Raw genomic sequence first — 21,384 nt, forward strand, 5'->3', positions numbered from 1 at the left:
CTTTTCCCTTTAACGGATACCCTCTGTTCCCTTTTTCCCAGCAAGCGTGCGAAAAGAAAATGCGAGCGTGTCCTGTTACCAGGACACGGATTATATTACGTTATTTTGATACGTTGACAAATTCCAGTCGGCTGGAATTTGTCAACGGGGTGACCGACAAGTTGAGGTGTAGAGTTTCGATAGCCTAACAAAAACGAGCCTATTGCGTTGAGTCGAATAGCTTGGAATCAATAAATTCATTTGAGAGAGTTGTCAAACTCGCCTCTACGGGTGGGAACACTTAAAGAAGAACTTACACTCCCAGAGGATTGTGATGGATTACGTATGTTGCACCAACTCCAAGATTGTGCCAGAACGGTGTAGGCGGGTGTCATTTACCCTTGTAGGGTAAATGACTTCGTTCCTTCTTCAGCGATCGCTATTCAATAATCGTTAGCCATTAATCTATGACCAGTGTCAGTATAGTCAGGAACATTTCAGAACTTAGCGGCAGGTAAATGCAGCGAACTCTCTATCTCAGTTCAATACCTCAGCCGCTACTCCAGCAGTTAGCCAATCGCCCTCATTTCAGAGCGCTCGCTCCCACGCCACAAGCAGCGCGAGCGTTGCAAGTCCCGCACCAAAACTTGGAAACCTTAGCGCAGAAGTGGGTTCGCACTAACGGCTTGACTGTCGCCTCTCCCTTAACAGCCTACCGAACCCTGCGTAGTGCTGTTCGTGAAGTCATCAATCCCTTAGATATCGAAGGAACCGCTCGCGCTCTTACACCAGCCCTCAAAGCCATCCTCCGAGCTGGTGTAGATTTGGAGGCTTTGAAAAATTTTTTGGGTGAGCGGGTGCAGCAGTTAGCACGTTTAGCCGATGCTTACCAGGTAAGGCTGAGAGCCGTTGGAGCAATTGACCCAGCAGAAATTTTTTGGCAAGCCACCCGCTTCCAACCCGAACGACAGTCAATTTTTATCTATGGTTACTTCCATCCCCGTAGGGACGAATTGGCATTTTTGAATGCTGTAGCTGGCGAGGGCAGCGTGATGATTTTGCCCTGTACCGAGGAGGATATTTTCACCAGTAATCGAGAAGCCATAGGCTGGCTACAGCAACAAGGCTGGGTAGTGGATGAATTCAAGATTCAAAATTCAGACTTCAAAAGGAAAATAGTAGGAGAGCCAAACACCTGGAGCGATCGCGAACTCTTGGGAGAGCAGCTATCAGCGTGTTTTCTTGATAGCACAGCCGTCCCAGTTGGGGTCAGCGCTCACGTCTATCCCAACCTGGAAGCTGAAGTGCGGGGAGTTCTTGCTCAGGTGAAAAACTTGCTGCACGAGGGAGTAGCTGCTAATGAAATCGTGCTGGTTGCCCGCGATGATGCCTTCTACGGTCCTACCGTAATTGATATTGCCTGGGAATATGACCTACCCGTCCGCGCTCTCTACGGCATCCCCTTGCGGGAAACTCGGTTGGGTGCGTGGGTACAACTATTACTCGAAGTCATCAGAGATAACTTCCCCTTCGAGTCTACAGCGAAACTGCTGAGTCACCCAATGGCTGGAAAGTTATCTGCCAATATTTGGGCAGAGGCTCGCAAGCGCCATCCCAGCAATCGCAACGATTGGCAGAAGTTGGGAGTTGACCTGTCATTACTTGACTGGCCGAAACGGGATAGACGTGCTGAGTGGGTGCAGCGCTTACAAGACGTACTCAATACCTTTGAGCTGCGACGACGTGGCAGACGTTGGGCGCGAGAAATTGTTGCGTTCTATCGAGTGCAGGAAGCGTTGGTAGACCTGGCTAAACCGGAAACCGAGAGGATTAGTCTGGAGGACTTTATTCAAGATGTTACTGACACCCTGGCGCTGCTAAGCGTTCCAGCCCAACCCGGTCGGGGTGGGGTAGAGTTGCACACGCCACTCTCTCTATTTGGCGCTCACTACCAACACGTCTTCGTCCTGGGAACCGCCGAGGGACTTTTGCCTGCCCCAATTGAAAATGACCCGGTGCTGGACTTCCACGAACGCAAACGGTTAGTCAGACACGGATTTCTTTTTGAAACCGCTGCCCAATCCGCTCAACGGGAGGCATTTTCCTTCTGGACGCTTTTGCAGGTGGCAGGAACCACCGTGACTTTCTCCTATCCCCAGCTAATTGGGAAAGAGCCATCCCTGCCAACGCCCTATCTAAAACAGTTGGGCTTGGAAGCGTTTCCTCCTCTTTTGTTACCAATTGCCAGTTTGGAAGAAGCCCGTCGGCTTTACCTCAGACGAGATGGTTTGCTCGACGCTCAAGAACCTAGCTTTGCTTTACTAACCGACTCAGTATTTGCAAATGCTGTCCGTGCTTGGGGCATCGAGCAGCGGCGTGAGAGTCCAGAGCCAGCCAATGAGTTTGACGGGGTGGTTGGTCTAGCGATTGACCCGACTTCGCGAGTCTTCAGCGCCTCCCAACTCACAACTCTAGGGCAATGTCCCTTCAAATGGTTCGCTCAACAGGTACTCCGTCTCAAGGAACTACAGGAAGCTGAGTCGGATTTGGGTTTTGCACTTAAAGGACAACTCTACCACCGCAGCCTAGAGTTAGCCCTAGCTCCTGTAACAAGTGCTGCTGACCTGCATTTGGTTGGACCCGAACAACTAAAAATGGCATTCCTGCAAGCCGAGCAGGATTTAGAATTCCCCGCCCTTTCTGCGTGGGATGTGCGCCGAGACGAGCATCTCAAGGTTTTGAGCCTCAATCTTACCGAGCCAAAGTTTCTGGAAGCGGGTGTGGAGATAGTTTCTCTAGAGACGGAGTTTAAGGAAGCCCTATGGCAGGGACTCAGGGTTAAGGGACAAGTAGATCGAATTGACCGAACTCCCAACGGGCTGGCTCTACTCGATTACAAAACTAGTTCTACAAAACCAGCAGGAGTAAAAAACGCGCTTGGCAAAGCGGAGTTGGATATCCAACTGTCTATATATATGGATGTGGTGGGAACGCTTTTTCCCAGTGAGACAGTCACTGATGCCTACTACTACTCGCTAAAGACGCGCAAGCCAATTAAACCCAAACGAGACGAGGCAGCACTAGCAGCTTTTGCCGAGCGGGTCAAATCTCATCTGGAGATGGGACACTACCCCGTTGAACCTGATGTTGACAGAAATGCCTGTAGAACCTGTCCCTTTGACTTGGTTTGTCGCAAGGGAACCCGCTTGAGCCGCAAACAATTATTAGAGCTTCAACATGAGTCTGACGACTGAACAGCAAACCGCCGCTTATGCCAAAACTAGCGTTGCCGTAACAGCCGGTGCGGGAACGGGTAAAACCCATATGCTGGCTGAACGCTACCTCTACTATTTGCGGGAGAACGACTTTTCCCCGTTGGAAATTGTCGCAGTGACCTTTACTGAGAAGGCTGCGAAGGAATTGCGATCGCGCATTCGTGCCTTAGTCGCCAAACAGCTTCCGGATCGAACTGACCTGTTAGCGGAATTAGAAGCCGCTCAGATTAGTACCCTTCATGCCCTCGCCAGCCGCATTTGTCGCGAACACCCTAACGAGGCGGGGGTTCCACCAGATTTTACCATCCTAGACGAACTAGAGGGCGAACTTTGGCTGTCGGATTGTCTGGAAGCTGCATTAGCTCAGTTACCGGCTCGCTTATATGAGCTAATTCCCTACTCTTTAATGTCTAAGGCATTGGAGAGCTTAATTGCAGACCCCATTGCTGCCGAACGCGCTTTGTGTAAGGGAACGCAAAATTGGTCGAACTTGGCAGCGCAGTTACAACAGCAGGCATTAGAGGAGTTGTTAAACCATCCGAGTTGGGAAGAAGCTCGAAACACCCTGAATCAATTTGTAGGAAAAGCAGGCGATCGCCTTGAGGAATTTCGACAAGTTGCAGTGCAAGCCATGACGGCTATAGAGAGCAAAGAGAACCTCCAAGAGTCATTGGCAGCAATCAACAGCATTAAACTCAACGTCGGGAGCAAAAAAAATTGGCAGGCAGGAGCCTTAGAAATCGTTAAAGATGTCCTCAAGAACCTGCGGGGTCAAGTCGAAAAGGCACTGGATGCTGACTTAATAACTCTCGAATTCGGCTCGATAGACACCCAACTCCTCGAAATGCTCCCAGCACTGCGAGAAGCGTATGGGTCAGTCCTGGACTACTTGAACAGTGTAAAGCGCCGTTCGAGAATCCTGACCTTCGCTGACTTAGAAGTTCACGCCCTCCGGGCGCTGTCTGACCTAAAAGTGCAATCTTACTACCAACAGCGCTGGCAGGTTTTTTTAGTTGATGAGTTTCAGGATACCAACCCCACTCAAGCCGAGTTACTGGAGGTCTTGACTCACCACAGCCAGCTAACGATTGTCGGGGATGTGAAACAATCCATTTATGGTTTCCGGCGAGCCGATGTTAGAGTCTTCAATCAGTTTCGCGATCGCATCCTGAATACGGATGGCGTTGAAGTCATACTCAACAAAAGTTTCCGCACCCATCAATCCCTCATCACTCAGATTAACGGCATATTTGCACCCGTTTTAGGCGAACTCCACCAAGACTTAAGCGCACATCGTAACGAAGCCCCTCACCCTCATCCTCATCTGCGGGTTGAAGTCGTTCAAGGGGAAGATGGAGTAAACAAAGCCCAACGCCAGTTGGTTGAAGCACACCACATTGCCCAGCGGATTAAGGCAATGATTGATGCTCAAACACCAATTCATGATAAACGCACTAACCAATTGCGTCCGCTGACACCGGGAGATATTGCGATTCTCTCACGCACCTGGGAACCTTTGGAAATTTATGGGGAAGCGCTAGCGGCTGTAGGAATTCCCATTGCTCCAGCGGGAGGCGGTAATCTTATGGCTACGCGAGAAGCCAAAGATGCTTGGGCGCTGTTGCGGTTTTTGGCTGACTCGAATGATGACCTAGCGCTGATTGCTGTACTGCGGAGTCCGTTTTTTGCTGTAAGTGATCGCGTCCTGTTTGCCGTTGTCCAAACCCTGCCGAAAGAAACGTCCTGGTGGCAGCACGTTAAAGGCGCAGATGTTCCAGAACTTTCAATAGCGGTGAACGTCCTCAATCAGCTCCTTTTTAAACGCAACGAAGAACCGCCGACACGCCTCCTACAGATAGCAGACCGATTAACAGGATACACCGCCGTTATTGCTAACTTACCAGGAGCTGCTCGACGGGAAGCTGACTGGCGAGGATTTCGGGAACTGGTGCGGAGTTTGGAGCAAGGAACGGGCGACTTGTTTGGTGTGGTGCGCCGTCTCAAGCGTTTGGTTGATAAAGAGGTCAACGTCCCTCGACTGCCTTTGGAAGCTGGCGATGCTGTGGCTTTGATGACGATTTATGCAGCGAAAGGCTTGGAGTGGCCTGTTGTTGTCGTGACTGACCTGACACGCTCAAAGCCTAACACCAACACTGAGCCAATTTACTTTGACCCAGAATTCGGAGTTGCCCTCGCTTGGGAAAATGATGCTGGGGAAAAGCAAAAACCTGTGCTTTATCGGTGCTTAGAACACTTGCGAAAACAGAGAGAAGAAGCCGAAGCGCTGCGAGTTTTGTACGTGGCTTTAACGAGAGTCCGCGACCAGCTCATTCTAACAGCCGCCGATACTCGTGGGACAGGGTTAGAGCGGCTGCGTCCCGGTCTTGAGGCGGCAGGTATTTTGATTGAAGAGCTTCCCTTTAATCCGGCTAACGCCCTGCCTCCCGTCCCCCCAGCACCGCCGATACCTGACGCATTGCCCCAACTTCTAATTAACTCGGTTGGTTCGGGACTATTTGAATTGCCAGTAACCGCATTGAGCGAGTATGCCCGCTGTCCTAAGCGATTTCAGTTCCGCTTTGTCGAGGGACATCCGGGGTTGGGTGAGGGTGTTGCTCGTGCGTCGCAGGTGGGAACTCTCGTTCACTCGGCACTGGAACGCGGTATTCGAGATGCAGACACTCTGGCTCGTTTCGCTGAGGGAAGTGTTAGTCGAGAATGGGTAGAAGAAGCGATCGCGCTGGCACAACGTTTCGATCGAGACCCAGCTTTTGCTTTGTTCCAGGAGGCATTGGCGAGTCGGGAACAGGCTGTGACATTAACCGTGGAACAGCTAAGGCTTAACGGTGTTGTCGATCTAGTTGGCAATGACTGGGTGTTAGACTTCAAAACAGACCAAGAGGTAACTCCCCAGCACCACCGTTTTCAGCTTTGGGCTTATGCCTGGGCTTTAGCACGCCAAAAGGCTCACATCGCCTATCTGCGGCACAACCAATTGCACACTTTTGATGCTACTGAACTGAAAATAGCAAGTCAGGAAGTACAAACGCTGGTACAGGGCATTTTAAATGGACATTATCCTGCTGTGCCGTCTCAGGAAAACTGTCGGGGGTGTTCTTATAGTGAGATTTGCGAGCTACGTCACAATGAGCCAACCGAGTGGAACTCTTCTACTGTTGAGGCAACGGCATCTGTTCGTAATGGCTCCTAAGAAACTAGAGGATTAACGGAACCCAAGGGCAGCGAACTGGTCAAGCTTGCGTGTAGCCCACAGATCGTTAGGGGCATACCTTTGAGTAAGCCCTTAAAAAAGCTACTGCTTTCCCAGTATCTCGCAACTGCTCGAAGACCAAAACGAGTCGCTTAAGGATAGCTGGACGATTTGGGTATTCCCGATTCAATGATAGTAGCAACTTAGCGGCTTGAGAGTATTTTGCCTGCAAGCCCAGAAGCGAAGCTTTTTTGAGCAACAGGTCAGGCAGCTCACCCTCAATTGGCAAGCATTTTTCTACCATGCTCTCAGCCTGCCCTCGCTAATTCCCTTTTTCGGTCGCTCAAGGCTGTATGATTCCTAGAGTGGAGGGTGGGGGATGAAACCTTAAGGCATTCCTTGGTCGCGAGGATTATCGCAACGGCTACAGCTCCCACAGTGAGTTGATGCGGCTCGACTGCAAGCTCCACAAGAAGAGCAAATAAAGTTGCTGCCACTCTTATCATTCCAACAGGGAATAGCTAGAGTATTTCTGCCAAACGCGCCATCGATCCATCCTACTTGCTGGTGATGGAGTGAGTGAATGCTGTCTGAACTAGACATCTGAATGTAAGGATATCTTTCGCCACAGTTTCTACAAGTTCGAGTTCCCCAAGTACTACCACACTTTTCACAGTCGCAGCGGAAGCATTGACTGTCTAGGTGCGTGAAGCGATCAGTCTCCTGATAACAGGTTGGGCATATCAACAGTGGCTTGAATCGGTCTTGTGTTTGAATAGGTAAGTTATTAAACTTTTGCAGTTCAACTAACTCCCCCTTAGCTGCTGATCCGCGAGACTTAGCTTGATTAATTAGTTTTGAGAGACGCTCGTTGAAAAGGCTCTGCTCATCTGGAGCAGGTGGACGAAACAGTTTGTATTCTCGTCCTTGCTGAACAATCCAGGTATTTTGTTCCAGTAGCAGGGGATGCAATTTTCCTTCAATTGTATAGGGATAGGCTTGATAATGTTGGCTGCAAAACCACCATTGAATTGCACGAGCAACTCGCTCAACACTGACTACTTCCAATGGACTGACGGGCAATAGAGCCAGAGCCAATTCTTCTGTAAAGCGGTCATTGCCCAAGGTATTAGTTTGTCGCTGCAATGAGAACAAAAGCTCCTGCTGCTTATCTTCTCCCCCTAGATATAGAATGATTGTCTGCTCTCGGTGTTGATTAGAAAAAATTGATGCAAATTCGCTAAGGATAGGATTAACTGTATCTTCATCTGACGTAGCAGTCAGTGGTAGCAGAAGTGGAACTAACCGTAGACGTTGAATCCCCTCTGCTTCCAGCAGGAAAATTCCATCCCGTTGCCATGTTAGGCTAATATTACCTCTCAAACTTTTGAATTGGATGGAATCACCAGGATTTGGAAGGCGAGAATTGCTAGTTTTAAATCCTAATCCTTCATCATTCGCCTTACTGTTTCCTGTTAAAGCACGGCTAATCAGTAATAAACAAAATGCCTCAAATCCCTTAAAAACTTCCTGAAAAGCATCAAAGACCTGCTGGGCATTTTTCATCTGTCCGCGTTTCCAAGGACTCCAAGCTTGCCAAAGGCGATCGACATAGCGATAGTGCTGATCGTTGATCAGAATATTTGTTCGTTTAAGGGTGTTGCCAACATCGGCATGTTTTGGAAGGGTACGGTACAGTTCTGTATCTAACAAGCCGAGTAACTTGTATTTCAATTGTTTCAGTATTTTGAGAGTTTCTTCCGCCGTTTTTAGAGCAGTTCCAGCCTCAAATTGTTCACCCCACAGGTTACAAATTCGGTCTCGATTTCTCCAATGAATCTTCTGAGTATCTTTAGAAAAATCGTCTGCCTGCTCTAATTCTCTCTGAAGAGCTTGCACCTTTAGGATTCGTGTCTGGAGGTATTTCAGTAGATGCTCAATCAATCGGGCAGTGACTTTGTTCTCATAGATGTCTAACAAATCTTCCCGAATTAGACATAAAACTCGTTTAGGGCGTACCTTACGAAAGGTGCGTTTCTCCCAGTCCTCAGTATGAGCCGTCAAAAATTCCGTAGCATGAGGCGAGATTCGCTGTACACGGGAGACAGGCAGTCGCTCGGTTTCCATCTTGAGATAAGTTCTGGGACGATGGCAAATCTCCTCAATATGCCCAAGATGCTTTTTAATGAGTTCTTCTAGGCGCTGGAGACGAATTGTTTTCTCAATGTCAGGCTTCTGCACTAGAGGCGATATGTTCACCCACTCTTCCCATGCACTATCTTGATCAACTAATGCTTGCCGCTCCCATCCAAAAAACCGAATGCTCTCTAGCAACAGGTCAGAGGGAATCTGCCAAATAGGAAAAACTCTTTCGTGTGAAATTTCATTGGACAGGCGCAGCGAAAAATGCTGGTTAGCATCTGGAAAGACATATCGCCTGGACTGGGGCGAAATTTGAACAGCATTGATGATCGCCGATTCTGCGTCAGTCAAAATTTGCCACTGACCAAGTACTGGTTTCTGGGGTAGCATTCTGCTCGTTTTTCCAGTCAGCCGATTGTGGAATTGCATAATCAATATGCTCCCCGCTCAAGCCGATCCAATTCTATTTCGATAATCTTCAACGACTTTTCTGGTTCACCTGTATCCAAGCTTGACCAGTCAGTCTCGATTGCCTTCTGAAGTTCTCTCAAGCCTTCCGGCTGAATGTCATGGCGATCGCATATCTTCCGCAAAATCTTAGTTGCCAGAATATGATCGGTTGCCTCAGTCAGAGAACCTCCTGCTGCAATCACCACAGGAATGAAGTCATCCATCTGTCGTTGTAGGCGGTTTCCCCAACCAATCTTGAATTTACGTCCTAGCAGCTCAGACAGAGCTTCATTTAGGAACTGAAAGGCTTTGGCAGCCTCTCCACAATGTTGTCGTTGAGCTTCCTTGAATGCGTCAGTTAGCAATTTGTAGGAAATTGGATGTCTTGCCGAAGGTTTATTGGGAATGTTAAAGTTTGCGTGACTGCGTTCCAGTTCCATAATATGGGCACGATCGTATGTCTTATCGGCAAACTCTAATGTAGTCTCGTCCTGGTTAGCAGTTCCAACAAACCAGACGTTAGGTGGAATAATTTGTGTGTCATTCTTTTTGAAGAGTTTGGGTGAAGGACGTTCTAGATCGGTATTCAATCTAAGTTCTGGAGAATCCTGCTCTAATTTAGATAGGAAGTCTGCAAAGTATTGCTCTGGTCGGGACAAGTTCATCTCATCTAGAATGATGATGTAGATCTGGTCTTGAAATTCTGGACACTGAGCTTCGTATAAAGCAGTCAGAAACTCGGTTTCGTAGAACTTTCCTTCAAAAGAGTTGAAATAGCCAATTAGATCCTGGCGATCGCGCCACCCTGCCTGCACTTCAACCAGTTTGTAGTTGTTTCGTCCCCGCTGTCCCAGAGCACGAGCAAACGCAATCGGGAGACTAGTTTTGCCTGTACCGCTGATACCCTGTAAAATGTGAAGTTTGCTCATTGCGATACCGCCCAAGAATGTGCGGATGTCCTGCTCTGAGTAGTACAGCCGCTTGTCCTTCTCTAGGGGAGAAAACGCGATTCGATAACGAAGGTCTTCAGCAAACTCTGTAAGGTTAATTGGTTCGTGTGAGGTAACAGGGGCAGTTTGCAGCCTTTCATCTTTATCCATCTGGACACATTTCTCAAACGGACTGCGCTCTTTGGACTGTGCGATCGCATCATTGACGTTCACCCTCAACTCGTCTAATACTGCCCGAAGACGATTATTGCTGGCTTCCAGAGCTTCTTTTTCATCTCGTAGGGTTTCCAAATTAACGACTGCAATTCGATTAGTCGCTGCCGATCGATCCAACTCCTGCACTCTAGTCATTAGTCGAAAACGCTCAGCTTCCCACTGTTCCTTGTGAGATTCCAAATCTTCTAGGCGTTTTGCAGTAGCTTCTGTAGGGCGTTCAGCCAATTTTTGCTCTAATTCATCATTTCGGCGACGCAAGTCTTCCAGTTCTGCCAAGATTTCCTCTGGACTACGCTGACCAAACCTTTTTGCAGCATCAACAGCCTTACGCAGATTTGTTTCTAAACTGCGTTGTAATTCCTGAGATTTCTCGTAACGCTCTTTCCACACTCGCAGATGAGCTTCCAAACTCTCAATATTTGCGGCGGCTCGTTGAGCAACTTTTTCTTCAAAAGACTCCCGATCCTCGTTCAACAATTCTCGATCTATCTCTAACTTGTTTCGTTCTTTCCTCAGTTGTTTTCGTTCATTTTCAATTTCCTGGCGAGTTATAGAAATTGCTTGCTCAAACTCGGCATATTTCTGGGTAATATCAATTTCTAGTTGTTGTTGAATCTCAATTTTTTTGTTGTATGCTTGAGCTAATTCTTGGCTGAGTTGCTGAACTTGCTGTTCCAATTGAGTTAAGGCTGCACGATTTTGTGCAAGAAAACCTGCTGCTGCATTGGCTTCTTGTTCTCTAAGTTGTCGCTCCCGTTGGTTCAACTCTACGATATGCTGTTGCAGTTGTTCTCGTTCTTGCTGTATAAGGACGGATTCTTCAGTTAGTTTTTGATGTTGTTCTTTTGAAGCATTTAGTTCAGCCTGTAGCTGGCTTTGCTGAATATCTAACTCCTGCTTCCGATTGTCTAATTGCTGAACTTCAAATTCCAAGTGTTTGGTAGCGGCATCAAAGATTTGCGTTTTCTGCCACCAATCTTTGATGTTGAAATTCTCTGGGATTGAGGAAGTCAATGCGGCTTCTAGCTCTGCTTCTGTAAGTTGTTCCAATGCTTTATTCGATAGAGCATCAACTTGTTCTTGGGATAATTCTGGCTTTGCTGAGGTTGATGGATTTGGTTTACTAGAATTGGCATTGCTCTTACCGTTTCCTCCAGAGTTTTTGTTCCCAAAGTGGCTTTGATTACCCGGAAAACCTGCCTTACTGCGGTTTTTACCCATGTTGTTCTCCAAAAAGATGAAAGTTTACGGTTGATAGGACAGTTGCAGCGTTGCAGCAACCAACTTGTACACGGTATCGATTTGTTGTGTAATATCTGAAAGTTCTAGTGGTTGAGCAGTAGCGTACTGGCTCGTAGCGTGTCCAGCATAAGAATTGCGCTTCTGTGCCAACTGGTCTAGCAAATGCAGCAGATCCGGATGCCGTTGAGATGCTAATCGTAACGGATGCGCTGAGTTATCTGGAGTTGCTAGAAGTGCAGTCAGCATAAGAGCGCGTAACGATCCATTCCCGTCATCTGCTGCTTTTCGGATTGCCTTGCGATCGACACTCAGCAAACCTTCGGGCAGTGGCTCTATGAATCCTGCATTTTGAGCAAAACGATTAAGGGGTTCACGATTATGTTCTCTTCTTTCAGAGATTCTCTTCCAGTAACCTTTCGTGGGATGTTCCTTCTGAAGTACTTTGAAAAGCCTTTCAGCCGCTATTTGCGACTTGACCAAAATATCCTTTAGCTTATCGAGAAGAATTTTGGAGTCTATCAACTCCTGTGCTTCGATATACGCTCGCTCGACGGCGACCAAATCTTCAAATAACTCCTCCCATTTTCTAATTGCAGGGGTCAATTTATACTCAACTTTTAAACCAGCTTCGCGATCAGCCAAATTGAGCCAATCATCAAGATTGATGGATTCCTCACGCTGCTCACCAAGCAGGTCCATTAGGAGCGATTGCAATTTCGGAATGGTCTGTTCTCGAATGTGTTTTTCTAGCCTGCGACGCAGTAGTGGGCTGTCACCCAATCCAAAAGGATCGCAAACATTCCATGTGTTTGCGCTTAAACCTTTTTCAGGTAGGTACAGACAGGTAGCCAACCACAAATCGCTTGGTTCCTCATCAATAAAAGAAATGCGATCGAGAGCAGGAAGTTGCTGGGAAGCCCAAATTTCGTCATCATCATCTCTAATGCGGCTAGAATTTCTAAGTGTTCTGCGGTGTTGTTGAACAGCGTTGAGAATTTCAATGGGAGAGGGTTGCATTTTTGCTGTACCCTGAATGAATAGTGGCATGAACGGTTGTTGATAGTCGGGTTTGCCAGTTGTACCCAGGATTAATTCTGGAAAGCGTGCATGATTGAAACGAACGTCAGCATACGCTTCACGTTCTTCAAAACGCGGAAATAAGTCGCCCGTCCAGGGATCTTGAAAGACGAATCCAGCAGTGGCATCCTGAGTAATAAAAGTTTCACCCTCTAGCGTTTCTAGTCCCCTCGGAGTTGGCATCCCACGCGAATCAACATAATCCTGATCGGAGAGTTGAGTGATGATGAGGGCTGCTAGATCCTTTCCAATATCCAAATGGCTGCCAATTTCAGCTACTCCCATTACTCCAGCGCGACACATTCCCAAAACTGCCTTTTCCAAAATGTTGAGTTTACGGGATGAGACACGCGGTGCAACGACTCGGTACATTCGGACAGGGTAGAGAAAATATCGTCGCCGACTCCAACGAACAGCAGGGCGGGGATTGTAGTAGAGAATTGGGGTATATTTGCGGAAAGGCATAGCGCTCGTCCTAGAAAACTTTTCCTTGAGGAGTTTTACAGAGTTCGTAGAAGCCAATTAATTCGCGAATAGCTTGGCGCTCGCTTTTCGGTTTATCGGCTTCTGCCCTCAGCATCTCTAAATCACCTGCGGCAATTAGCAGGCGTTGCTGACGACTCATGGCAACGCAAAGACGGTTTTCCAGAAGTAAAAAACCATATTTCCGCAAATAGGTTTCTGGACTCTCCGCTTTAATGTTGTTGCTGCGCGTTACAGAGAGAAATACGACATCGAATTCTTTACCCTGGAATGCGTCAACAGTGCCAACCCTTAACCGTTCAACGAGTTTGCCCTCGTAGTTGGTAGTTTCTCGCCATGCCGGAGCAATCTGATGAGTGCCATCATCCGAAACTTCCGCTAATTCAACTTCACAAAGGGCTTGCCAAAGTTCCGTAACCTGCGCTCTGTAGAAGGCAATGATCCCAAAGGTCAGATGGGAATCGTATTGAATTAAGCGTTTTAATTCGTCCGCAATTCGTTTAGCTTCAACACGCCGAGATTTGCTTTGTCCTTTGCTTTCACTTCCCAGGTTAAAGGGAACATCAATCCATGCAACCACCTTATCTTGATAGCCAGGGAGATTGTGAAAAAAATCTTTTTCAGGTCTACCCGCTTTAATCGGAGGTTCCCCATGATATTCGTAAAAGGTACGGCTGACGAACTCTCCCAACACAGGATGCATCCGATATTGGGTATCCAGCGTCACAGTACGCTTGATGCCATCAATCTTTTCCCATTCCTGCAACTGCTTGAATAATCGTTCAAACAAACTTTTTCTCAATGCATCCTGGGTTGCTTCGCTAGATAAACTGAGTTGCCGTTCTACGTCTTCCTCCAAGATGTGAGGTAGTTGGCGGTGATCGCCTACAAGGATAATCCGCCGCTCTGCTTTGGACATGGGAATGAACAAATCCAGCGGATTCGCCCTAGCAGCCTCATCAATAATGACTGTTTCAAAAACGCTGTCTACATTTCCTGTTGTTAATTCCATCTGCTTGCCGACTGCTTGCTGACAAGTTGCAGCTAGAACGACGGTGTAATCCCGTAGCATCTCTCGCACACCGCTGGGGTCACTTTTTAAATCGTTTAGGTATTCTTCTAAAACAGCTTCGACACCGGATTGAGACTGGCGAACTTGTTCATTTAGTGCCTCTCGAACCTGTTCTAGCAGAGCTTCAATGTCTGGGTCAGCAACAGGAGTTGTGACTGGAGCACTAGCAGCAGGAGCTAGTTGGTCTAACAGACGGCTTTGCAAAGATGCTAGGTCATGCAGAAAGGGGGGGTCAGTATTGGGGGACTCAGAATTATCCCAATTGTCTGCTGTTTCCAGCAAGCTGCGATCGCTATCCGATAACAGGTTCAGCGGTTCAAGACGACGCAAAGCTTTGTACGCAGTTGTCGGACCATCATCTGAGAACGAGATCGGCTCGGTACGGAGCGAGCGGACTGCCCGGAGCGCTGATTCCCTCGCCTCAGTATCTACTAAATTGGTAACAGGCTTTCCTAAAGCAAGGATGCGGCTCTGTTCTAGCAAGCGATCGCTGAGTTCTCCAGGAATTCTGCCCTTCGTCAAGTTATAAATCTCTTCAAGCAGTCTTGCAGTCTGCTGTAAATTTCCAGGAGTCAAGACATAACCCGTCACTAAATTCTGTACCTGTCGCAATCGCACGGTTTCCGGCAGTTCGGGAAACTGGGAGAGTTTGCCTTGAAGCGTTTCAATTCGATCTCGACGCCAGCGGTCAACATTATCTGGTACATCACGGCGATTAGCTTTACCGCCAATCCGTACTGCTGGAAGTCCAAACACAACTGTCCGTTCAGCCGCATTTTCTACTGCATCATGTTGATAGCTAGTCAGCAACAGGCGATGGAAAAGGCTTACATTCGCGTCTTCTGCAATTTCAGCCAGTCTGACTTGGAGAGCAGTGATGACTTTGGTTTTGCCCGTTCCTGGTGGTCCCTGGATCAAAGCAATGTCAGGGGTATTGATAGCAACTCGCAGTGCTTCTTCCTGACGAGTCGTTGGCGAACCGTTAAAAACATCGAGTGTTGCCCTGGAAAGGGGCTTGTGCTTTCGACGATTTGAGGTGGGAACTTTCTGATTTTGCAGAATGAGTCCCAGTTGAGGCATCGGACAGGTGGCTGTCCGGATAAGCTCTTCCGCTCGCTTGCGTCGCCCTAAACGAGTGCGATCGCCTTGAAGAGAAATGAACAAGAAACCCTTCGGCGGTGGAGAAAGCAATTCATCTGGATCGGGTGGTCGAATATCCAGAGTATAGTTCTGAGGATCAATGTCGATGACTTGCCCGAAAAATGCTTTCTGGCTGCTGGCTGCACTTTCCAGACTGCTCAGATCAGGTTCTTTATCACTGGCTTCCAGGGAGAACTCAGATAAATCTCTAAGCAATTGCAGTTGCTGCTCCAGATTCCCCTGAATCTGCATTCTAAAGCGGTAGTCGCCATTTGCCAGCATCTCCTGAGAGGAGTAGGTAATCCAGCTAAACTCTTGTACTCGCCGCAGAATTCCCTTCTGTTCCAGTTCGTTATATTCCCGCCATAGGGATAGATAAGTATCTGCATTCCTGGTAAGCGCATCCAGTTCCGTGCGAATGTCTCCTCGCAGTGTCCCTGCAATCGAGATGTCACAGAAGGACATGGGTGACTCTACCAAGATTAAGGGACGCTGTTCATCAAAGTCTTTGGGTTGTCGTGCCCTGGCAACCCGCTCAACTCTCACCCGTCCATCCTCAGTTCGACGCAGGTCGATTGTAGTACTGTTGCCACACACCTGAAAGGAACTTTCCAGTCCATCCTGATAATTCTTCCCGGTACGCATCAGAACCCGCGCTTTTCCTGTTTCATTCGCAGGTGGCAAGAAAACTTGACCGTTCAGCCATTCAATAATTTTCTCAACGGGTTCAGAACGTCGCAGATGCCGATTGCGAACATCCTCAATAATCTTTTCATCAACGCCAAACTGCATTTCATCCCGGATGTAGAGTCTACCCGGAAATTCGTGAACTTGAATGGAAAGTTGTGTTGAAGACTGACCCTTCGGACGGGTTTCCATTAACCAGCATAGGATGGGCAGATTTCGTTCAAGAATGCCTTCCAGACGAGTCTGGTTTTGTTGATCTTTACCTCTGATGTCCCAAATGTCTAAACCGTGACAGAGAAGAATGTCATTTGTCAATTCAGACCTGTAGAGGAAAACTTCGTTTTTGACAGCTAAAAGTTCTTGCCCTTCAAATGGGGAGCGATCGCCCCGCTCAACTTCAATGGTGTATATCCGTCCACTATGAATATCACTGACTCTCATGATTGGCGTTCTCCGGGGATAAACCTGAAGGTGGCAAGACGGTGTGAGCGCTCGACTGGAGCAAAGTGCAGTAGCCAGGTGCCATATTGTTTCATATCAGTCGGAATTCGTTTCCATGAATCTTGCACTTCAACTGGCTTTTGTTGTTCCCCATCGGCAGTCAGCCAAAAGCATTGCCCGTTGACGCTGCGGACGTGAATATTAGCTTTCTCAAGGCGAAGTTCGATCGCAGGTACATGGCTATCGGTTCCCGTCCTGCCGCTAATAGTCCGGTTCGTGAGGGTAAGCGGCTGATGTTCGCTAAATGCCAGAGCTGCCAATATCTTCTGATTCGAGAGAAATCTTTGATGCTCTCTGGCATCCGGTAAAGGCTCCCAGCGTTTAATCAGCAGTTGCACAAGGGTAGGTCGCGGGGAGCCACACCAGGGACAGCATTTTTGATTTGCGTAATAGGTACTGTGGCACTCTGGACATTCCAGGGTGAAATCGGCGGCAGAATACAAGTCCTCTACCCACTGACTAACTCCCGGTCGCTTGTCCGGTTTGAGTAACCCTTCTCCGAAGCATCGTTGGCACAGCTTTGTCAGCTTGGGAGATAACACTATGTCTCTTGGAAGTCCATGAACCGTGGCATTACTTTGATCCTCAGGATCGTCAACCCAAGGTAGAGAACCCTCCAGGGCTTGCTGTTCTAGTTCTGGTTCACCATCTATAACCAGATCTCCCATCAGGGGATGAATTAAGCAGAGGGTTCGGAAGGCAATGACAGCAAAGGCGTAGGCATCAGTTAATGTATTTACCCCCGTTCGCCCCAGCACTAGTTCAGGCGCACCATAACCCGGTGTGTGAAATCGCCTTGTGAATGTGGAGCTTTCGTAATGAAGATTATCTGCATCAATCAAACGAATTTCGCAGGCATCAACCTCAGCAGAAATGAAGATATTGTTCGGCGATGGGTCGCTATAGACCAGTCCCTTACTGTGAAGTTGTGAGAGGACTTCAGCACAACGTGCCAGCAGCAGTAAACGGCGACGCAATCCACCCCCACTTAAATACCACTCTGCCAGTGAATCAACATTTCGAGGAATATTGATGAGCCGAGATAGAGGCATCATGCCTGTTAGCAATTCCATCACATATCCCAAATGAGGCGGCTGTAGCATTTCTAATGGACGAGCGATCGCTAGTTCCCGCAACTCCAAATTCATCTGTTGAATGTATTTCAACTGTCGTCGCAGCAACTCACGTTGGCTACTGGAGCGATCGAAAAGAACTTTGATGGCTCGTCTGCCCCCCTTGACTGAAAACACCGCTCCCTGCCCACCTCTGCCCAACTCTCGCTCTAACTCGTAGACATTTCGGTGCTCATCGACAACTCGTTTGCCTTCAACGTTCATCTCATCCCATCCTCAGCTTTGCTGCACCAAAGTACTGCCAGCGTTTTATCGTCCAAATGATTAGGGGTAGCCCAGTTTCGTAGCTCCCGCTCTAAGGCGTGTCTACGTTGCAGGGGAGCCATTGAGCCAAACTCAGTTACCAAAGTATGGATGAAATCCCCAATGCGATCGCCCAGCAAATCATCTGCAATCCCATCGGTCGCTAATAACACTGCTGTGTCTGGTAGGAGACATGGTTTGGTAATGACTGCCCAATCCTTGGTTGACTTAGTAATTCCTAATCCTGTTGTTTGATTGCTAAATCCCTGTCGTTCATCCCCTACAATCTCCAGGCTGCCATCCGCATTCCGAATTGCGGCAATTCCATCTCCCAGCTTGGCGATCGTTAATTTACCCGATGGCACAACAACGGCAAATAGACAAGTTGCAGCACTATCCTCTTCTTTATTGGGTAGGACACGCAATCCCCAGAAGAGATGCACTAACCGCAGCAAGGTTGCAGAGGGTGCATTCTCTGCACTTGCCCAAGGTTTTAAAGCATCCTTCACCGCTCGACAAGCCATCTTTGCCCCAGTTCGAGCATATGGTTTCGATCCCACGCCATCACTGATGGTAATGGCTGTTCCAAAAGCACCGGATGCTCCCATCCAAGCATCTTCGTTAGGGCGATCCTGCTTAGTATGTAACCGTCCCCGCACTGACGCTCCAAACCATGCCAAATTTGACTGAGAGATAGGTGACATCAAAATTCTAGAAGGTCATCAAGATTATCGGGATCGATGGGAGCAATGCTATTAGGGTTCACGCTTCTGGAGCGGCTGGTGAGAGTCACTGTAACCCAACGGAAAAATTTCTGAATTCTAGTTTCATCAGCCCGGAATACTGGAATTTCAGGGTGTTGACCTGTGAGAAATGCCTTAAGCGTCTCTTCATCCGCGTCGGGACCAATTCCCATTGCCAAACGCAGTGCTTTGGACGATCGCTCTGAGTTGAGTAACTGCTGAAGCGGTTCCTTCCAATTGTCGGAAGGACGCCCCCTTTCATCAGTGGGCTGTCCATCAGAGATTAGAACCAGGTTGGGATGATAAGAGCGGCTGGGAATTACGGTTTTGTCTTCCAGGAGGCGAGTTGCCAGTTCAAAGGCTGCCCCCATCGGTGTAGAACCTTTAGCTCCCATATTTGTCCATTGAATTTGGTAGGCAGGCTGTAACGGCTGGTGGAGCTTAGCTCCGTCTCCGCCGAATGTGATGACAGCGACATGAATCTCTGCACGAGCATCCTGCTCGTCAGCAAAAGTTGCGATCATCTCAGCAATCGCCCGATTGAGCGCTGCCAGTTTGCCGTAGGCACTCATACTACCGCTGACATCTGCCAAGATGATAACAGGCATCATTCTGGCAGTTGCAATTGAGAAATCCTTGAGCTTACTCATGATTCAATAATGGTTCCTACTCGGCAAAATACCGCTCCAACAAATCCTGACCGCGATTACCCATCTCCTTGACCATCACCTCAATCTGCTTAAGAGCGATCGGCAAAGGTTTTGTCTTGCCCCGTTCCCAGCGGTTCACTGACTGAAACGATACTCCCAACGATTGGGCAAACTGCAATTGAGTCAGCCCTAGGCGCTTCCGAGTTTCCTTCACAAGCACAGCGGTTGATAGCGATTCGGTTATGGGCATGGCGGGGATGTCTCCCAGATGGTCTTTATCGAGGCTAACCGAAGAGGCATCGAATCTCACCTGGTATATTTACGGAATTTTACTAAGAGCCTATCCGAAAAATCCGTTACGTTGTAAAATGACGTAATGGACAGCGCTCAACAAAGTCAAACCGAACCAGCTACTATCTGGCGGACACCTGATGAATTATGGCAACGCCTTGCACCAGTGCTGGTGATTGATAAACCGCGCAAGAAACCAGGACGACCGCGTGTCAATGACCGTCGCCTGTTTGAGGCTTTGATTTATCTAGCTCGCACGGGTGGGCAGTGGTGTGCGCTGCCGCCAGAATTTGGACCGAAATCTACCGCCTACGATCGATTTCGTGAATGGGTGGAGCATGGTTGCTTACAAAAAGCTTGGGCAGTGCTGTTGCAAGAGTATGACCAAGTCTTGGGAATTGATTGGCAGTGGCAATCTGAGTAGAGGCTGTATCGTCAAAGCCCCGTTAGGAAAAAGGGGATCGAGGGAGAAGCTACTGCCACAGGAAGAAATCCCACAGACCGGGGCAAAGCTGGTAGCAAACGCCATCTCCTGACCGATGGTCGGGGTGTGCCGCTAGCAGTAGTTTTGAGCGGAGCACGCCCGACATGATATGAAGAAGTTAGCACAGTTGTTAGATGCGGTGGTTGTTGAAAGACCAGACAGCCAACAAGTAGAACAACATCTGTGTCTAGATAGAGGTTACGATTACTCTTCTTGTTGGCAAGAAGCACAAGAACGAGGATACATTCCTCACATTCCACAAAAAGATGCGCCAATCCCCGCGCCCACAGCAAGAGAACCGTCATCCACCACGCCGATGGGTCGTAGAAGTTGGTCATTCCTGGTTTAATCGCTTCCGACGTTTGCTCATCCGTTGGGAAAAACAGCCAGAATGCTACTTGGCATTTATTCAGCTAGCGGCTTGCCTGATCTTGTACCGTAAACTCTTGAGAGGTTGTACTTGAGCGCTGCAAGCGTGTTGTTCAAGTAGCGGAAATTAATTGACACATCACCGGATTTGTTGGCGATCGCTAGCAAGTCACTGTTAGCTTTCGCCTTACACCGGAGTTGAGATTGACGAGACTTTATCAGTGTTCATTACGTCATTTTACAGCGTAACGGATTTTTCGGATAGGCTCTAAGCCAAATGGCGTGGGCTGAGCGTTTTTTGGGAATAAAACTAAGCTGGTAGTTAGGTCTGTGTTCTTAAAACGACGGTTTTCTAATACATCGACTCTCCTGTCACTCGAGAGCACTTTTACACAAACGTCGGTTTAGAAGCAGGACGTTGTCATGAAGTGTAGCCTATTTTTTAAAGCGATATTCTCAAAGGCTTTCAGGTTCTAGATAGAAGAGCTTGAAGAGGCTATATTTTCCCAAATCTACCTTCTCTGAAATGGTTATATACGGGCATTTGACAAGCTCCTGCTTTAGAGTAGGTCTACAGGGCGTGAGTACCCACAGCTTTCGCCGCACTGCGTTAACTCAAATGAGTAACGCGGGCATCCCATTGCGCGTGATTCAAAAGATTTCTGGACATCGCAACTTAGAACAACTGCAAAGATACTTAGAGGTTCCTTCGGAACAAGTCAAAGCTGCGATCGCATCTCTCTCCATGTTATCCCCGATCGGGAAACAGAACTTAGACTGTTTTGGGTCATTGCCCACTGTTCGGGAAATGAGCCTTGAGTACGCACTTGTAAGGCTCTTTCGTAGTAAGCAACAGCTAGTTCTAGATTTTCCGCTCGCTCTCCCAGAATGCGAGCGTGATAGGCATGACCTAGATTGTATTGGGTCATAGCCGAATGGCACTTAGTTAAGCGCGATCGCCAACCATCATCCCTACCCTTCAGGGCAATTGTGCTCTTGCCGTGTGCGCTCCAATTTAATCAAGCGTTCGCCATCTGTTGACGTAG

At 48.2% G+C, this 21,384-nt stretch carries 14 protein-coding genes and 2 pseudogenes; 6 read left to right on the forward strand and 10 right to left on the reverse strand.

Annotation, left to right across the window (positions count from 1 at the left end; all coding sequences use genetic code 11):
- Positions 1 to 497: 497 nt before the first annotated feature.
- On the forward strand, positions 498 to 3,233 hold the full coding sequence (locus NDI48_24700) for a PD-(D/E)XK nuclease family protein (GenBank protein ID MEP0834369.1): 2,736 nt from the start codon (positions 498 to 500) through the stop codon (positions 3,231 to 3,233).
- Positions 3,217 to 6,465 carry a UvrD-helicase domain-containing protein gene (locus NDI48_24705; protein MEP0834370.1) on the forward strand — a complete coding sequence of 1,083 codons (3,249 nt, stop codon included), beginning with the start codon at positions 3,217 to 3,219 and terminating at the stop codon, positions 6,463 to 6,465. The genes NDI48_24700 and NDI48_24705 overlap by 17 nt, the downstream gene beginning before the upstream one ends.
- A 67-nt stretch (positions 6,466 to 6,532) precedes the next feature.
- Here the strand turns inward: NDI48_24705 and NDI48_24710 are convergent, their stop codons facing one another.
- The 9 genes from NDI48_24710 to NDI48_24750 form a co-directional block, all read right to left on the reverse strand.
- Positions 6,533 to 6,769, reverse strand: coding sequence for a hypothetical protein (locus NDI48_24710; protein MEP0834371.1), 237 nt, complete (start codon positions 6,767 to 6,769; stop codon positions 6,533 to 6,535).
- An 83-nt stretch (positions 6,770 to 6,852) separates the two neighbouring features.
- On the reverse strand, positions 6,853 to 8,997 hold the full coding sequence (locus tag NDI48_24715; protein ID MEP0834372.1) for a DUF2357 domain-containing protein: 2,145 nt from the start codon (positions 8,995 to 8,997) through the stop codon (positions 6,853 to 6,855).
- A gap of 41 nt (positions 8,998 to 9,038) precedes the next feature.
- A complete protein-coding gene (locus NDI48_24720) occupies positions 9,039 to 11,444 on the reverse strand; it encodes a hypothetical protein (GenBank protein MEP0834373.1) in 2,406 nt (801 codons plus the stop codon).
- Positions 11,445 to 11,468: 24 nt separating this feature from the next.
- Positions 11,469 to 13,007, reverse strand: a complete 1,539-nt coding sequence (locus NDI48_24725; GenBank protein ID MEP0834374.1) for a hypothetical protein — start codon at positions 13,005 to 13,007, stop codon at positions 11,469 to 11,471.
- 10 nt (positions 13,008 to 13,017) lie between these two features.
- Entirely contained in the window at positions 13,018 to 16,365 is a 3,348-nt protein-coding gene (locus NDI48_24730; protein MEP0834375.1) for an AAA domain-containing protein, read from the reverse strand.
- On the reverse strand, positions 16,362 to 17,762 hold the full coding sequence (locus NDI48_24735; protein ID MEP0834376.1) for a serine/threonine-protein kinase: 1,401 nt from the start codon (positions 17,760 to 17,762) through the stop codon (positions 16,362 to 16,364). The genes NDI48_24730 and NDI48_24735 overlap by 4 nt, the downstream gene beginning before the upstream one ends.
- Positions 17,759 to 18,505, reverse strand: a complete 747-nt coding sequence (locus NDI48_24740; GenBank protein ID MEP0834377.1) for a protein phosphatase 2C domain-containing protein — start codon at positions 18,503 to 18,505, stop codon at positions 17,759 to 17,761. Before NDI48_24740 ends, NDI48_24735 begins: the two co-directional genes overlap by 4 nt.
- Positions 18,505 to 19,194 (reverse strand): VWA domain-containing protein, encoded by a 690-nt coding sequence (locus NDI48_24745; GenBank protein MEP0834378.1) that lies wholly within the window; start codon positions 19,192 to 19,194, stop codon positions 18,505 to 18,507. Before NDI48_24745 ends, NDI48_24740 begins: the two co-directional genes overlap by 1 nt.
- Before the next feature lie 16 nt (positions 19,195 to 19,210).
- Positions 19,211 to 19,504 carry a helix-turn-helix transcriptional regulator gene (locus tag NDI48_24750; GenBank protein MEP0834379.1) on the reverse strand — a complete coding sequence of 98 codons (294 nt, stop codon included), beginning with the start codon at positions 19,502 to 19,504 and terminating at the stop codon, positions 19,211 to 19,213.
- 66 nt (positions 19,505 to 19,570) lie between these two features.
- On the opposite strand from NDI48_24750, the gene NDI48_24755 reads away from it, so the two are divergent.
- The 4 genes and pseudogenes from NDI48_24755 to NDI48_24770 all read left to right on the forward strand — a co-directional run bounded on the left by NDI48_24755 (position 19,571) and on the right by NDI48_24770 (position 21,092).
- Positions 19,571 to 19,909, forward strand: a complete 339-nt coding sequence (locus tag NDI48_24755; protein ID MEP0834380.1) for a transposase — start codon at positions 19,571 to 19,573, stop codon at positions 19,907 to 19,909.
- Between the two features lie 169 nt (positions 19,910 to 20,078).
- Positions 20,079 to 20,318, forward strand: a complete 240-nt coding sequence (locus tag NDI48_24760; protein ID MEP0834381.1) for a hypothetical protein — start codon at positions 20,079 to 20,081, stop codon at positions 20,316 to 20,318.
- A pseudogene (locus tag NDI48_24765) lies at positions 20,278 to 20,433 on the forward strand (IS5/IS1182 family transposase). The gene NDI48_24760 and the pseudogene NDI48_24765 overlap by 41 nt, the downstream one beginning before the upstream one ends.
- Positions 20,434 to 20,891: 458 nt before the next feature.
- A pseudogene (locus NDI48_24770) lies at positions 20,892 to 21,092 on the forward strand (tyrosine-type recombinase/integrase).
- Here NDI48_24770 and NDI48_24775 read toward each other — a convergent pair.
- Positions 21,058 to 21,267 (reverse strand): tetratricopeptide repeat protein, encoded by a 210-nt coding sequence (locus tag NDI48_24775; GenBank protein ID MEP0834382.1) that lies wholly within the window; start codon positions 21,265 to 21,267, stop codon positions 21,058 to 21,060. The pseudogene NDI48_24770 and the gene NDI48_24775 sit on opposite strands and share 35 nt — an antisense overlap.
- Positions 21,268 to 21,384 lie beyond the last annotated feature (117 nt).

Source organism: Microcoleus sp. AS-A8, assembly GCA_039962225.1.
Lineage (GTDB): Bacteria > Cyanobacteriota > Cyanobacteriia > Cyanobacteriales > Coleofasciculaceae > Allocoleopsis.

Bases quoted from the DNA above. Each gene is read 5' to 3' on its own strand.
- NDI48_24710 (MEP0834371.1), bottom strand. From the start codon at position 6,769: ATGGTAGAAAAATGCTTGCCAATTGAGGGTGAGCTGCCTGACCTGTTG.
- NDI48_24740 (MEP0834377.1), bottom strand. From the start codon at position 18,505: ATGTCACCTATCTCTCAGTCAAATTTGGCATGGTTTGGAGCGTCAGTG.
- NDI48_24775 (MEP0834382.1), bottom strand. From the start codon at position 21,267: ATGACCCAATACAATCTAGGTCATGCCTATCACGCTCGCATTCTGGGA.
- NDI48_24700 (MEP0834369.1), top strand. From the start codon at position 498: ATGCAGCGAACTCTCTATCTCAGTTCAATACCTCAGCCGCTACTCCAG.
- NDI48_24745 (MEP0834378.1), bottom strand. From the start codon at position 19,194: ATGAGTAAGCTCAAGGATTTCTCAATTGCAACTGCCAGAATGATGCCT.
- NDI48_24760 (MEP0834381.1), top strand. From the start codon at position 20,079: ATGAAGAAGTTAGCACAGTTGTTAGATGCGGTGGTTGTTGAAAGACCA.
- NDI48_24705 (MEP0834370.1), top strand. From the start codon at position 3,217: ATGAGTCTGACGACTGAACAGCAAACCGCCGCTTATGCCAAAACTAGC.
- NDI48_24735 (MEP0834376.1), bottom strand. From the start codon at position 17,762: ATGAACGTTGAAGGCAAACGAGTTGTCGATGAGCACCGAAATGTCTAC.
- NDI48_24755 (MEP0834380.1), top strand. From the start codon at position 19,571: ATGGACAGCGCTCAACAAAGTCAAACCGAACCAGCTACTATCTGGCGG.
- NDI48_24725 (MEP0834374.1), bottom strand. From the start codon at position 13,007: ATGCCTTTCCGCAAATATACCCCAATTCTCTACTACAATCCCCGCCCT.
- NDI48_24730 (MEP0834375.1), bottom strand. From the start codon at position 16,365: ATGAGAGTCAGTGATATTCATAGTGGACGGATATACACCATTGAAGTT.
- NDI48_24720 (MEP0834373.1), bottom strand. From the start codon at position 11,444: ATGGGTAAAAACCGCAGTAAGGCAGGTTTTCCGGGTAATCAAAGCCAC.
- NDI48_24715 (MEP0834372.1), bottom strand. From the start codon at position 8,997: ATGCTACCCCAGAAACCAGTACTTGGTCAGTGGCAAATTTTGACTGAC.